The organism is Archangium sp., from assembly GCF_036388035.1.
In the GTDB taxonomy this organism is placed as follows: Bacteria; Myxococcota; Myxococcia; order Myxococcales; family Myxococcaceae; genus Archangium.
Genome location: NZ_DASVSO010000111.1, coordinates 1 through 14,553, shown reverse-complemented (window position 1 = coordinate 14,553; position 14,553 = coordinate 1). Strand labels below are relative to the sequence as shown.

9 protein-coding genes and 2 pseudogenes are annotated in these 14,553 nt (G+C 71.9%); 7 read left to right on the top strand and 4 right to left on the bottom strand.

Features of this window, described 5'->3' with window-relative positions:
* Positions 1–252, bottom strand: a pseudogene (locus VF697_RS04930) (hypothetical protein); the annotation flags it as partial.
* Between the two features lie 269 nt (positions 253–521).
* On the opposite strand from VF697_RS04930, the gene VF697_RS04925 reads away from it, so the two are divergent.
* From VF697_RS04925 to VF697_RS04905, 5 genes and pseudogenes are all read left to right on the top strand, one after another.
* Positions 522–1,385, top strand: a complete 864-nt coding sequence (locus VF697_RS04925; RefSeq protein ID WP_414641240.1) for a DUF58 domain-containing protein — start codon at positions 522–524, stop codon at positions 1,383–1,385.
* Complete coding sequence (locus VF697_RS04920) at positions 1,382–2,044, top strand: sterol desaturase family protein (protein ID WP_331092315.1); 663 nt, start codon at positions 1,382–1,384, stop codon at positions 2,042–2,044. The genes VF697_RS04925 and VF697_RS04920 overlap by 4 nt, the downstream gene beginning before the upstream one ends.
* A gap of 67 nt (positions 2,045–2,111) precedes the next feature.
* Positions 2,112–2,225, top strand: a pseudogene (locus tag VF697_RS43445) (BatA domain-containing protein); the annotation flags it as partial.
* A gap of 713 nt (positions 2,226–2,938) precedes the next feature.
* Positions 2,939–3,487, top strand: a complete 549-nt coding sequence (locus tag VF697_RS04910; protein WP_331092313.1) for a hypothetical protein — start codon at positions 2,939–2,941, stop codon at positions 3,485–3,487.
* Positions 3,488–3,545: 58 nt separating this feature from the next.
* Positions 3,546–5,279 carry a BatA and WFA domain-containing protein gene (locus tag VF697_RS04905; protein ID WP_331092312.1) on the top strand — a complete coding sequence of 578 codons (1,734 nt, stop codon included), beginning with the start codon at positions 3,546–3,548 and terminating at the stop codon, positions 5,277–5,279.
* 13 nt (positions 5,280–5,292) lie between these two features.
* Here VF697_RS04905 and VF697_RS04900 read toward each other — a convergent pair whose 3' ends face one another.
* Genes VF697_RS04900 through VF697_RS04890 form a run of 3 tightly spaced genes read right to left on the bottom strand, consistent with a single transcriptional unit; the run spans position 5,293 to position 10,186 of the window.
* Positions 5,293–6,315 carry an AAA family ATPase gene (locus VF697_RS04900; protein WP_331092311.1) on the bottom strand — a complete coding sequence of 341 codons (1,023 nt, stop codon included), beginning with the start codon at positions 6,313–6,315 and terminating at the stop codon, positions 5,293–5,295.
* Complete coding sequence (locus tag VF697_RS04895) at positions 6,312–9,329, bottom strand: amino acid adenylation domain-containing protein (protein WP_331092316.1); 3,018 nt, start codon at positions 9,327–9,329, stop codon at positions 6,312–6,314. The genes VF697_RS04900 and VF697_RS04895 overlap by 4 nt, the downstream gene beginning before the upstream one ends.
* Positions 9,326–10,186, bottom strand: coding sequence for a hypothetical protein (locus VF697_RS04890; RefSeq protein WP_331092310.1), 861 nt, complete (start codon positions 10,184–10,186; stop codon positions 9,326–9,328). Before VF697_RS04890 ends, VF697_RS04895 begins: the two co-directional genes overlap by 4 nt.
* Positions 10,187–10,268: 82 nt before the next feature.
* Between VF697_RS04890 and VF697_RS04885 the strand changes: the two genes are divergently transcribed.
* Both VF697_RS04885 and VF697_RS04880 read left to right on the top strand, forming a co-directional pair.
* Positions 10,269–11,819, top strand: coding sequence for an ATP-binding protein (locus tag VF697_RS04885; protein WP_331092309.1), 1,551 nt, complete (start codon positions 10,269–10,271; stop codon positions 11,817–11,819).
* Positions 11,820–11,916: 97 nt separating this feature from the next.
* The coding region (locus VF697_RS04880) for a VWA domain-containing protein (RefSeq protein ID WP_331092308.1) at positions 11,917–14,553 on the top strand (2,637 nt) is incomplete at its 3' end.

Sequence of the window (14,553 nt, the reverse complement as noted above, 5' to 3'; positions counted from 1 at the left end):
GCCAACCGGATGGTTGTGAACCACGAACACATGGCCGATACTCTCATCGGAGTAGCGAGGGTCATGGACGTTGGGCGGAAGCCTGCACTTGCGTTTCCGTGGATCATCCTGAGCAAAGCTGGTCGTCAACATGCTCATCTCGTAAGTGTGATCCGGGGTGTAGTAGATCCAGGCGCAGTACTCTTTGGAGTGGTTCCAGTAGAGTTCGAAATTCGGATTGCCGGGACGCGGTGTGATGACTGCGTTGGGCATACCTAGAACCAGGGGGCATGCGGAGAGCAACGCATCCGAGTACGTCGGAAAAGGCCCGAAATCAGGCATGGGCCCAAGAATGTGGGTTGGGTAGTGCCCGGGCTGGGGCTGGATGACTCCTCGGAGTCGCTTTGGACCGCACCCCAGTGGGAGTACGAGCAACATCAGGAGTAACAGGCGCATGTGTTGATGAGGGTACCGCACGCATCGAAACGCGGGCAAACCCTGGTACCCTCCTCTCCCTGGACCGGATCATCAGGAATGCCTCCATGGACATGAGGGACTTCGACGAGGCGGAGGTGGCCCGGCTCACCCCGGGACTCGCCCTGGCGCTGCCGCGCATGCCCCACCGGGGCCGGGTGGGCGAGGTGCGCGCGGCCTCGGCGGGCGCCTCGCTGGAACTGCACGACTTCCGCGCCTACCAGCCGGGAGACGACCTGCGGCAGGTGGACTGGAACGCGGTGGCGCGCACCGGCGAGGTGATTCTGCGCGTGCGCCAGGACGAGGTGTCCCCGCGCGTGGAGGTGCTGCTGGACGGCTCGCGCAGCATGGCGCTCTCACCGCGCAAGGCCGGGTGCGCGCGTGAGCTGGCGCTGCTGGCCACGGAGGTGGGTGCGCAGCAGGGCCTCAGCCCCACGCTGCTGGTGGGTGGCTCGCGCCCGGAGCGGGTGCAGGGCCAGGTGTGCCGCGCCGCCCTGCGCACCGCCTCCTTCGACGCGCACGATGACCTGCACGCCGCCCTCGCGCGACTGCCTCCGCTGCGCCCGTGCGGCCTCCGGGTGGTGGTGAGCGACTTCCTCTTCGAGGCGCCACTGCCGGCCCTGGTGTCGCGGCTGGCGCAGGGGGCCTCGGCCCTCTTCCTGGTGCAGGTGCTGGACGCGGAGGATTTGGAGCCCACGGGCGGCGAGGGCGCGCGGCTGGTGGACGCGGAGAGCGGCGCGGCGCTGGAGGAGCTCCTCACCGAGGACGTGCTGGCGGCCTACGCGCGGCGCTTCGCCGAGCACCAGAAGGCCCTCGGAGTCGCGGCGGCGAGGGCCCGGGCGGTACACCTCGTGGTGCCCGCGCCCCAGGCCCTGCGTGCACTGGTGGTGGGTCCGCTGCGGCCCCTCTTCCTCCAGGCGGGAACGGCATGAGCTTCCTTCCACCCCAGGTGGCGAAGTTCCGGGACGAGTACCGCGAGCGAGGCATCGGCCCCCGGTACCGGGGCTGGGCCCACTTGGCGTTCACGAGCGGGGTGTCGCTGGCGGTCATCGCGCTGGCGGTGAGCAGGCTGCACGCGGTACGCCCCTCCGAGTGGTGGATGGTGCCAGGGGCCTTCCTGTTGGCGAACGCGGCGGAGTACCTCGGCCACAAGGGAGCGATGCACCGGCGTTTGAGGGGCCTGGGACTGGTGTACGAGCGGCACACGCTGCAGCACCATCGCTTCTTCACGCACGACGCGATGGCGTACGAGTCCAGCCGGGACTTCAAGATGGTGCTGTTCCCACCCGTGCTGCTGCTCTTCTTCCTGGGCGGTATCGCCACGCCGCTCGGAGCGCTCTTCTTCCTGCTGCTGTCTCCGAACACGGGGTGGCTCTTCGTGGCCATGGCCGTGGGCTACTACCTCACGTACGAATGGCTGCACTTCACCTATCACCTGCCCGAGGAGCACCCGGTGACGCGGCTGCCTGTCATGGCGTGGCTCCGGCGACACCACACGGCGCACCACGACGCGCGGTTGATGGGCCGCTACAACTTCAACCTCACCTTCCCCCTCTGCGATCGGCTGTTCGGCACGGTGTGGAAGCCATAGGCGCCTGCATGCATGAGACGACAAGGAGGTGGGGGCGAAGCTGCCTCCCCGTCCCGGCGGGGGCGGCATGAGCTTCGGCTTTCCCTGGGGCCTGCTGGCGCTCGGAGCGCTGGTGCCGCTGGTGGCGGCGTACTTCCTGCGGCGCAAGCAGAAGCCGGTGGTGGTGAGCGCCCTCTTCCTCATAGGGCTGAGCGTGCTTAGCGCTACCGCTTGTTCAGCACCCAGGCCCAATCCCTATGTCGTGAATCCTAAACCTGGAGAAACGCTGACGAGCGTTCCCGGTCCCATGCCGGATTTTGGATCCTTCAGCCGTGTCTCGGATGCCATCCTCGCCGCCTGCCCGGTCATCCTTCGGCAGCCACACGCGCTGATTCCAGTCCCGAGGACTCATCAGGAGTTCAGCGTGTATTGGAAAACGGCGAGCGAATACTGCGCCTGGCTGTACTCCGCCGATGGTGAGCATGTCGAGATGAGCTTGCTGGCGACCAGCCCCATCCAGGACGACCCCTCAAGGCGGCGGTGCGATCTGCCAGCCCACGTCATGGACAGGCGTTACCCGGAGAGCGCGGTTGCCTACTTGGTGATGCTCCACAATCACCCTGGAGGCGGTAGCATTTCCTTTCCAGACCTCTACGCCATCGCTGCAATGGCGCGCATTCACGGCCCCACGACCCTGTTTCATGGGCACCAAGTTTCCATCAGCATCGCCGCGTTTTTCGGAAGGCAACGGGATGGAAAGCCGGAATGTGCGGGCTTCTATCATTACGTGCCGGCCCGAAGTGACGAGGTCGTCCGGTACACGATCGACAATGGACGGATGGAGAGAAAAGTGGTCGCTCGTGTTGTCTGGTCAGGCGAGGGAGATCCAAAGATACTGTCCATCGAGGAGCGGCCATGAAGGCAAGGGTTTTCGCGCTTCTTCTCATGGCCATCTCCCTGGGTTGTCTGCGTCATCGGGGGTGGCTTGAGCCTCGGGATTCGGACGTTCGGATGCTCAGCTATGATTCCATCATGTTGGGCGGCTCCATCGATGGCCCGACGTTTCGAGCGCTCAAGGTCGCTGCCGACGATTTCTTCCCTGCCTGGGGAGGCCCGCGCGCATGCATCGACACGCCAGAGGCATACAAGTACTACGTTGTCCGGCGTGGGGAGATCATCTATGTGGCGCTGCTGCAGGACCCCAGTTATTGCGGTCGCCCGTACCCATCCCTCGATTCCGGAGCGAGGTATGCGATTCGCGTCGACGGCCTCATCCTCCGCCGACTGCTCGATGGAGAGCCGGATACACTGGCGGATGGCGGCCTCGATGCGGGTGGCTCCGAGCCCGTCTTCCTGGATGGTGGGGACGAGGCTGTCGACGTGACTGTCCCGCCGGATGCGCGGGTCAGCTTCCCCGTCTTCGCCGACGCAGGCAGCCCGTCGCCTGACGCGGGGAGCCCTTGAGGGTGACACCGCGAGACATGATTTGTCGGAGTGCCAGGCTCTTCCTCACGGGGGCGGCATGAGCTTCGGCTTTCCCTGGGGCCTGCTGGCGCTCGGCGCGCTGGTGCCGCTGGTGGCGGCGTACTTCCTGCGGCGCAAGCAGAAGCCGGTGGTGGTGAGCGCCCTCTTCCTCTGGCGCACGCCCCGCCCGCGCGCCGAGGCCGGCCCGCGCTTCGAGCGCTTCACCCGCGAGGCCTCGCTGCTGCTGGAGGTGCTGGCGGTGGTGGCCGCGGCCCTCTTCCTCGCGGACGTGCGCTTCGGCGAGGCGGCGCGGGCGCGGCACCTCGTGCTGGTGGTGGACGGCAGTCTCTCGCTGTCCGCGCGCGGCGCTGACGGGCGACCGGTGCTGGAGAAGGTGCGCGCCGAGGCAGCCCGCCGCGTGGAGGAGGAGAAGGCCACGCAGGTGACGGTGCTCGCCAGTGGCACGGTGCCGCGCGTATTGGCGGGACCCGAGGCGGAGCCCTCGCGGGCCCTGGCCGCGCTGGAGTCCTTTCGCGCCCTGGGCGCGGACCACGACGTGGCTCCCACGCTGCTGTGGGCGCAGGAGCTGGCGGGCCCGGGCAGGCGGGTGCATTTCCTCACCGATGTCCTGCCCGCGCAGGGCGTGGCCGTGCCCCCAGCGGTGCGGTGGACGGCCCTGGGCGCGCCTCGGGACAACGTCGCACTGGTGTCCGCGTGGCGCCGCGACGAGGGGTCCACGGCCACGGTGACGCTGCGGGTGGCGCGCTTCGGCACGGGGCCAGCGGAGACACAGGTGCGCGTGGTGGCCCGGCCCGGCCCGGGCGCGAAGGAGGGCACCGAGCGGCGCGAGCGCGTGCCTCTGCCCGAGGAGGGCGCGGCCACGCTGCGCCTCACCTTCGAGAACGCCGGGGACGTGGAGGTGTCCCTGCCCCCGGACGCGCTGCCCGAGGACGGCGAGGCCCGCCTCCCGCCCGCCCCGGAGCGCCGGGTGCGCGTGGCGCTCGCCGAGGGACTGGAAGCGCAGGCACGCTCGGCGCTGGAGCGCTTCCTCGCCGTGGCACCCGAGGTGGAGCAGGGGCCTGGAGAGGGGGCCGTGGTGCTCGGCCCTCGGGGCACGGACGCGCGGGTGACGGTGGGCGCGGGCGGCACGGTGCGCACCTTCGTGGGCCCCTTCTTCGCGGAGAAGGGCCACCCCTTGTTGGATGACGTGCAACTGGGCGGCGTGCGCTGGGCGGCCGGCAGCGAGGCGCCCCCGGGCCGTGCCCTGGTGACGGCGGGCACCGTGGTGCTCCTCTCCGAGGAGGAGGGCCGCGTCCACCTCAACGTGGACCTCGCGCGCTCCAACGTGCAGCGCACGGCCGCGTGGCCGGTGCTGCTGGGCAACCTGCTGCGCGAGACGCGGCGTACCCAGGAGGGCTTCCCCCGGCGGCAGCTCTCCCTCGGCGAGCCCCTGTCGCTGGTGACGGTGGCGGGCGCTCGCTACACGCTGACGGGGCCCGAGGGAAACCGCCCCCTCTTCGGCGCGGGCGCCTTGAGCCTGCCCCCGCCCGCGGTGCCCGGCCGCTATGTGCTGGAGCGGGACGGCGAGCCGGTGGACGCGGTGGAGGTGCTCGCGCTGGATGCTCGCGAGTCGGACCTGCGCGGGCGCGGCGAGGGCGACAGGCCCGCCGAGGCCGAGGGCGGGGACGACGGTGGCACGGGCGCTTCCGACCGGGCGCGCTGGCCCCTGCTGGTGCTGCTGGCCGCGCTGCTCGCGGACTTCTCCCTCACCCGGCGCACGGACGCGAAGTGAGGGGCTCTCCGCCTCAGGTGCTGGCTTCGGGCTGGAGGAGCGACTCCACCGCCGCTCGCGCCTTCGCGAAGCGCTCGTCCCACGAGCCGCTCAGCTTCACGTAGCGCCGGCCCCGCGAGCGCAGGGCGTTCTCGCAGCGCTCGAGGAACGAGGTGCGCTCGTCCGGCAGGTAGCGCACCGGGTCCGCCACCCACGGCACGTCCACGTCCGTCAGCAGGTAGAGGTCGTAGTCGCGGCGCTCCGCTTCCTGGAGGATGGGCTCCGGGCACTCGTTGAAGAAGACCTCGCTCCAGATGCTCGTCTCCAGGACGTCGGTGTCGCAGAAGAGCACCCGGTTCGCGTTCCGCGCCAGCGCGTCCTCCGCCGCGGCCTGCCCCCTCGCGATGCGCAGCATGTCCGCCAGCTCCACCTTGCCCCCACCCCTCGGCTCCAGCAGCAGCCGGGCGTACTCTGGCACCCACACCGTCTTGAAGTGCTCCGCCAGGTTCTTCGACAGCGTCGTCTTCCCCGTCGACTCCGGGCCGAAGACGCACACGCGCCGCGCGAAGTAGGGCCGCACGCACCGGGGCAGGTAGTCCCAGTGCTTCCACGGGTCGTTCCGGATCGCCGTACCGCTCACCGGCACCGTCCCCCGCGCGATGTCCACCGGGACGAACTCAGCCCCCAGCACCTCGGCCAGCTTCGCGCCGTACGCCTCGGAGGCGAACACGTAGTCCGGCCGCCCCGGCAGCACCCGCTGCAGGCTGTCGCGCCAGATGTCCCAGAACTGGGGGTGCTCGTGGGGGTACTGCGGATTCTCGTCCGTCAGGTGCACCACCCGCGTGTCCGGGAAGAGCTCGCGCATCCACCCGTGGCGCAGCTCCCCGGGGATGGGCTCGGCCTTCAGCGTGCCCACCACCACCGTGAGGTCCTTCACGTACTCGCGCGCGAACTCCACCAGGAAGACGTGCCCGAGATGCGGCGGCAGGAACTTCCCGAGCACCATGCCCGTCCCCTGGCGCACGCTGCTCGCCCCTCGAATGCTCCTCGTGCTCATGCGGTGCCCTCTGCCTTGCGCGGGCCGAACGTATACCCGAGATAGGTGTGCAGCAGTGCCTCGGTGACCGGTGGGCACGAGAGCCCCGAGCCCTCCAGCCCCGCGCGCATGTGCTCCATGCCGAACTCCGCCCCCGTCGCCTGGAAGAGGTCCAGCGTCCGGTGCCGCTCGAAGGCGCCTCCGGACAGGCCCCGGCAGAGCGCCAGGTACGCGGCGGCCTCGGCCGAGCCCACCTCCTCCCGCGCGAGCGCGGCAAGCCGGGCCCGCCACTCCTCCTCGGAGACGGTGGCGAGGGGGACCCCGAAGGAGCGCAGGGCGTCCACCAGCACGGGCAGCGACAGCGGCCGGGGATTGGCGAGGTGGAAGGTGGACGCGCCCTCCGCCGGGGCCGCGCGCAGGGACAGGTGGGCCACCGCCGCGGCGGCGTAGTCCACGGGGGTGATGTCCACCGCGAGCCCCTCGCCCGCCCCGCGCGGAATGCAGCCGAGCGAGGCCACCCCCCGGAAGAAGAGGGACAGGAAGTCGCTCGCGGAGGCGCGCCCCGTGCGCGTGTCGCCCGTGATGAGGCCCAGCCGGTAGTACGCGATGGGCCCCGCCTCGCCCCGAGCCGAGCGCAGGAGCACCTCGGCCGCCCACTTGCTCTGCGCATACCCGCCGAAAATGCGCTGGGGGCCCTCCAGTGCGTCCGTCTCCTCCAGGCGCCCGGTATTCCTGTCCGTCGACACGAACACCGAGAGGGTGGAGATGTAGTGCAGCGACTTGCGTGTCCCTTCCGCCAGCAGGCGCAGCACCTGCTCGGTGCCTTCGACGTTCGCCTCGCGCAGCGCGCGGTACGGGAGCACCATGTTGACGTGGGCCGCGCAGTGGTAGATGCGGCCCACTTCGCGGGTGAGTCGCTCCCACTCGTGCGCGCCGAGCCCCCAGCGCGGACGCGCCAGGTCTCCCCGGAGTGCCACCAGCCGCGAGGCCTCCTCCCGCGAGGGCGGCGTGCCCTGGGCCTCCAGCGCGCGCAGCAGGCGCTCCCGGGCGTCCTGGTCATCCCGGGCCCGGACGAGGCAGAGCACCCGGGCCTCGGTGCGCCGCAGCAGCTCGTGCAGCAGCCGCGAGCCGAAGAATCCCGTGGCGCCCGTGAGCAGCAGCGCGCCGCCAGCAGGGGCCGCCGGCCGCTCCCGGGCGGTGCGCAGGAGGGCCTCCCAACCGGGCCCCAGGGCGACGTCCGCGCGCAATTCGTCCGCGCTCATGCCCCCGTCTGTTGAGGGCTGCTCCGGCCCTCCGGCCTCCAGGTGGGCCAGCAGCTCGGAGATGGTCGGGTGCGCGAGCAGCGCGGCGGGACGCAGGGGAAGCCCGAGGGCCTCGGCTGCCGCGACCACCTGAAGCACCCCGAGCGAGTCCCCGCCGAGCGCGAAGAAGTCGTCCGTCACCCCCACGGGCGCCACGCCCAGCACGTCCTCCCACAGCTCGCACAGCAGCCGCTCCAGTCCGGTGGAGGGGAGGACCACGTCGCCCGAGTCCCGCCGGGCCGAGAGCGGCAGGCGCGAGAGCACCTCGAAGTCCACCTTCCCCGTCACGGTGCGGGGCAGGCGCGAGAGCACCTCGAAGCGCTGCGGCAACATCCACCGGGGCAGCACGCCCGCCAGGTGCGCGCGCAGTGTCTCTGGAGTGGGAGCGTCCCCGGGGACGCGGGGCACGACGAACGCCACCAGCACGGCGCGCGCGTTCTCCCCGGCTAGGAGCAGCGGCCGCTTGAGGACCGCCGCGTCCTGGAGTGCCGGGTGGCCCAGCAGGTGCGCCTCCACCTCCTCCGGCTCGATGAGCAGGCCCCGGAGCTTGAGCTGGCGGTCCACACGACCGAGGAACTCCAGCTCCCCGTCCGGGTGCTCCACCACGCGGTCGCTCGTGCGGTAGAGGCGCTCGCCGCCCCGCTCGACGAAGCGGGCCGCGGTGAGCTCGGGGCGGTTCACGTACCCGCGCGCCAGCCCCACGCCCCCGAGGTACAGCTCCCCGGGGGTGCCCGGGGGCACGGGCTCGCCGCGCGCGTCCAGCACACGCCAGGACATGTGGGGAATGGGCTGGCCGAGCAGCGGGCGCGTCCACGTCTCCGGATCGCACGCGCAGAGGCTGGTGCAGATGGTGGCCTCGGTGGGGCCGTAGACATTCACCACGCGCAGGTGCCGGGCCCAGCGCCGCACCACCTCGGGAGGGCAGGGCTCGCCGCCGATGACGAGGACCCGCAGGGTGGCAGCCAGGGCCTCCGGCTCGAACATCCGCAGCAGCGAGGGGGGCAGGTCCGCGTGCGTGATGCGCCACCCGTTGAGCAGCGCCACGAGCCCCGGCCCGGGTTGGAGCGCGTGCGGGGGCGGCAGACAGAGGGTCGCACCGGACAGGAGCGCCGTGCCGATGTCGGACAGCGACGCATCGAAGCTCGTCGACAGGTAGAGGATGGCGCGGCTCGTCGCGTCGAGCGCGAAGGCCTCGATCTGCGCGAGCAGCAGGTTGACGAGCCCCCGGTGCGGCACGAGCACGCCCTTGGGCGTCCCGGTGGTACCCGAGGTGTAGATGACGTAAGCGAGGTCCTCGGGACGCGAAGGCTCGCCCGGAGCCTCGCCGGCCGCGGCACGCTCCGGCACGTCCTCGAACCGTACGACGCGGGCCTCCACCCCGTCCAGCCGGGGCTCGGCACCTCGCCGCGCCACCACCAGTCGGAGCCCGCAGTCGCGCGCCATGAACTCAATCCGCGCGGCGGGCAGCGTGGGCTCCAGCGGCACGAAGGCCGCCCCCGCGGCCCATACGCCGAGCAGGGAGATGACGTACTCGGGGGACTTCTCGAGGAACAACCCGATGATGCACTCGGGCCCCGCCCCGAGCCGCCGCAGGTGCGCCCCGAGCGCGGTGGCCCGCTGGAGCAGCTCCGCGTAGGTGAGGCGGGTGCCCTCCGACTCCAGCGCCACCCGGTGGGGATGCGCGGCGGCGACAGCGCGGAAGTGCTCCCAGAAGGTACCGGTGGGCGGACTCAGGGGGCGCCTCCGGCGGAAGCCGCCGTGGGGTGGACGTAGTCCTCGAGCGTCGAGCCGGTCGAGCGGTTGTCCACGTCGGGGGCGCCGAGCCCCCGGCGGTGGTCCTCCAGGTGGACGGCGCGGAAGTCGACGCTGAAGCGCGTGCGCCCCGAGGTGTGCGGGCGCGTGCGGTGCAGGTGCGCCCCGGAGAAGACGAGCACCTCGCCCGTCCGGCACGCGAAGCCCCGCTCCTGAAACCCATCGAGCGGGACGAGGGACGTGGGGTACGCGGCGCTCGCCGCCCGCTTCGGATTCTGCCACCCCGTCTGGGCGCGCCACGTCGGGTAGTCGAAGGTGGAGGAGGAGTTGGGCACCTGCCGCTCGAAGACCTCGGGGAAGAAGGTGAACGTCTCCTCCTCGGTGGCGTCGTGGAGCGCGAGCCACCAGTTGAGCTGTGCCCGAGGGTTGGCGTACCAGGTGTCGCGGTGGGCGAAGTAGGCGGGCGCGGCCGCGGCGATCTCATGCCCGCGGTCCAGGACGCCACGGAGCCGGGGCTTGTCGAGGGCGTACGCGTCCGGCGCCTGTCCCGCCGCCGCCAGCACCGCGCGGGCGCCTTCGAGGAAGCACGCCTCCCCGGACAACACCTGGCGCACGCGCCCCAGACGCTCGAGGTGCTCCGCCGGTGGCAGCCGGAACTGCGCCTCGCGCGGCTCTCCCACGTCCCGGAAGGCCTCCGCGAGCAGCTCGCCCACCTCGCGCGCCAGCCGCACCGACGCCTCGCTCGGAGCCAGCTTGAAGAGGGCCCCGGCGTAGAGCGCTTGCCGGAAGTCCGTGGGGCGGGAGGGGGGCGGGGCGAAGGAAAGGGGGGTGGGGCTCATGGATGCGCCGCCGAGGAAAGCACAAGGAAGGTGCTTCGATGAAGATGGGGCCCGGGAGTGATGCGGGTGCTACCTTCCCTCCATGCCCCGCTGGTTCAACACCGCCGGTCCGTGCGACCCCGCCGACCACTACATGCTGCCGGCCATGCGGCGCCTGCCCGAGGTGCGGCGGCTCATCGACCAGAAGGGTTACTTCGTCGTCCATGCCCCCCGGCAGGTGGGCAAGACGACCGCCCTGCTCTCCCTCGCCCGGGACCTTACCGTCGAGGGCCAATACGTCTCCGTGCTCGTCTCCATGGAGGTGGGTGCCGCCTTCCCCCACGACATCGGTGCGGCCGAGCTCGCCATGCTCGAGAGCTGGCGCCACGCCTTTCGTGCCCAGCTCCCGCCCGAGCTGCACCCGGCACCGTTCCCGGAGGGCCCCGAGGGCAGCCGCATCGGCTCCGCCCTCACGGCCTGGGCCGAGTCCTCTCGCCGTCCTCTCGTCGTCTTCCTGGATGAGATCGACGCCCTCCGTGACGGGGTGCTGGTGTCCGTGCTGCGCCAGCTGCGCGACGGCTACCGCAACCGCCCCGAGCACTTTCCCGTCTCGCTAGCCCTCATCGGCCTGAGAGACGTGCGCGACTACAAGGTGGCCTCCGGAGAGCGCGACCACCTGGGCACTGCCAGCCCCTTCAACATCAAGGTGCGCTCGCTCACCCTGCGCGACTTCACCGCCGAAGAGGTCGCCGAGCTCTACTCGCAGCACACCGCCGACACGGGTCAGCGCTTCGAGCCCGAGGCCCTCGCCTTCGCCTTCGAGCTCACCCAGGGGCAGCCCTGGCTCGTCAACGCGCTGGCCAAGGTGACCGTCGAGGAGCTCGTCCCGGACACCGCCCAACCCATCCGCCGCGAGGACCTCGAGCGTGCCGGGCGGCTGCTCATCGAGCGCCGGGAGACGCACCTGGACAGCCTCGCCGAGCGCCTGCGCGAGCCTCGGGTGCGGAGCATCCTGGAGCCGATGCTCGCCGGCCTTTCCCTGGGGGACGTGCCCGAGGATGATCTGCGCTTCGTCCAGGATCTGGGCCTGGTGCGCATGGCGGCAACGGGTGGACTGGAGATCGCCAACCCCATCTACCGGGAGATCGTCCCCCGGACCCTGGCGTACACGGCGGTGGCGTCACTGCCCCGGCTGCCCGCCACCTGGCTGCGCGCCGACGGCCGTCTGGACACCGGGCGGCTCATGGAGGCATTCCTCGCCTTCTGGCGCCAGCACGGTCAGCCGTTGCTCGGCACCGCGCCCTATCACGAGATTGCCCCGCATCTGGTGCTCATGGCCTTCCTGCACCGGGTGGCCAACGGTGGCGGTACGCTGGAGCGCGAGTACGCCATCGGCACCGGACGCATGGACGTGTGCCTGCGTTACGGGCCGGACACGCTGGCCCTGGAGCTGAAGGTGTGGCGCGACGGAAGCAAGGACCCGCTCGATGAGGGACTGGCACAGCTCGATGGATACCTGGCGGGCCTGGGGCTCGAGAGCGGCTGGCTGGTCATCTTCGACCGGAGAAGTGAGCAGCCCCCCATCGCCGAGAGGACCCACGCCACCGAGGCGATGACGCCCGCGGGCCGCCGCGTCACCGTCCTGCGGGCCTGAGGCGCGCGGCCACCGTTTTCCCGCGCCCTCTTTCACCGCTCTACCCGGGTAGGTAGCATGGGGTGAACCTCTCCGAGCGAGCCCGGTTCCTCCACGCATGAGCTTCTCCCTGCCGCAGGCGCTGGTGCTCCTCGTGCCGCTGGGCCTCTTCCTCTGGAAGCGTGGCCGGCGTCCCGGCCCTCCCATGGCCCTGCGCTGGGCGCTGCTGCTGCTCACCGTGGGCGCGCTCGCGGGCCCCGAGCTGGTGCTGAGCCACGCGGGCAGTGACGTGGTGGTGGTGGTGGACCGCTCACGCTCCATGCCGGCGGACGCGGGGCGGGTGGCCTCGGAGCTGGTGGGCCTGCTGGAGTCGCAGCGGCGGCCGGGAGACAGGGTGGGCGTCATCTCCTTCGGACGCGAGGCCCGGGTGGAGCAGCCGCTGTCGGAGGCGGGGCGCTTTGGCGGCTTTACCCGGCCGGTGGACGCGGAGGCGTCGGACCTGTCGGCGGCGCTGGACGCGGCGGGTGGCCTCATTCCTCCAGGCCGCACGGGCCGGGTGCTGGTGGTGTCCGATGGGCGAGCCACGGGCGCGGATGCACGCGGCGCGGCCCGGCGACTGGCGGCCCGAGGCATTGCCGTGGACTTCCGCCACGTGGCCCGCGAGGACTCGCCGCTGGACCTGGCCGTCCTCTCGCTGGACGTGCCCGCCTCGGTGACGGCGCGCGAGCCCTTCCAGATGACCGGGGTGGTGCAGGCCTCGGCCCCCATTACCGGCACGGTGCGCCTGGAGCGCAACGGCCAGGTGCTGGTGAAGGGGCCCTTCGAGTTCCACACCGGGCCCAACCTGCTGCCCTTCCGCGACCTGGTGGACGAGCCGGGGCTGGTGGCCTACCAGCTGACGGTGGAGGCGCCGGGCGACGGGGTGCTGGAGAACGACGTGGGGCAGGCGGTGCTGCGCGTGGAGGGCCCGCCCCGGGTGATGCTGCTCACGGACCAGCCCGAGGGCACGCTGGCCAAGGCACTGCGCTCGGCGGGGCTGCTGCTGGAGGTGCGCGCGCCCTTCCCCGTGACGATGGACGCGCTGGATGGCGTGGGCGCGGTGGTGCTGGAGAACGTGGACGCCAACCGGCTGGGCGAGCCGGGGCTGAACGTGCTCGCCACCTATGTGGAGCAGGCCGGCGGCGGGCTCGTCATGACGGGCGGCCGGGCCAGCTTCGGCGAGGGCGGTTACCGACGCTCGCCGGTGGAGCCGCTGCTGCCGGTGTCTCTGGAGATTCGCGAGGAGCAGCGCCGCACCGCGCTGGCCATGAGCGTGCTGATGGACTGTAGCTGCTCCATGGGCGTGCAGGTGCCGGACGGGCGCACGAAGATGGAGCTGGCCGCCGAGGGCGTGGTGGGGGCGCTCACGCTGCTCAACGAGAAGGACGAGGTGTCCGTCCACATGGTGGACACCGAGGCGCATGAAATCTTCCCGCTCAGCCCGGTGGAGAACGGGCTGCCGCTGGACGAGGTGTCGCGCGGCTTCAGCGGCGGAGGCGGCATCTACGTGGGCGAGGCCCTGCGCGTGGGCCGCAAGGAGATTCTCCAGAGCGACAAGGTCACCCGGCACGTGCTGCTCTTCTCGGACGCGGCGGACTCGGAGGAGCCGGACGACTACCTGAAGACGCTGGCGGAGTTGCAGGGCGAGAAGGTGACGGTGTCCGTCATCGGCCTGGGCTCGGAGAAGGACCCGGACGCGGCGCTGCTGAAGGAGGTCGCCGCGAGGGGCGGAGGCCGCATCTACTTCGCGGAGGACGCGACGAGCCTGCCGCGCATCTTCAGCCAGGAGACGATCGCCGTGGCGCGGGCCACCTTCGTGGACGAGCCCGCCTCGCTGGAGGCGGCGCCGGACCTGCCGCTGCTCGGGCGGCTGCCGGTGGTGGGGCTGCCCCAGGTGGGCGGCTACAACCTCACGTACCTGAGGCCGCGCGCGAGCGTGGCCCTGCGGACGCTGGACGACAACGCGGCGCCGGTGCTGGCGCTGTGGCCGCGCGGGGCGGGGCGGGTGGTGGCCCTCATGGCGGAGGTGGACGGAGAATTCACCGGCGAGCTGCGCTCCTGGAGCGGCCTGCGCGCGGCGCTGGAGGGCATGGTGCGCTGGGCGATGGAAGGGGCGGGCGAGGCGGGCGAGGCGGTGGCGCGCTCGGAGCGGCGGGGCAACCTGCTGCGGGTGACGCTGGACTTCGCGCCGGGAGAGGCCCTGCCGGGCGCGCTGCCCTCGCTGGTGCTGCTGCCAGGGGACGGGCGGGGCTCGCCGGTGGAGGTGCCCATGCGCTGGGAGGACGAGGACCGGGTGGCGGCCGAGTACACCCTGCCGGGCAGCGGCACGTGGCACCCGGTGGTGAAGCTGGGGACGCGGGTGCTACGGGCCCCGCCGGTGGCGCTGCCCTATGCGCCCGAGTTCGAGCCCGGCAACGCCCAGGAGGGCCTGGCGGTGCTGCGCGCCGTGGCGGCCGTGGGCGGCGGGGTGGAGCGGCTGTCCATGGCCGGCCTCTTCGCGGAGGCGCCGGAGTCGGAGGGGCGCGTGGCGCTGGCGCCGTGGCTGGTGGGGCTGGCGGTGGCGGTGCTGCTGGCGGAGGTGGCGGTGCGCCGCTTCCTCTCGGGACCGAGGCCGCGGCGCACGGTGGCTCCCGCCGCCGCGAGCCCACCCCCGAGGGCAACCGGAGCGGGCCCCGCGCCGGAGGCCCCGACTCCTCCGGACGCTACCTCGGGAGAG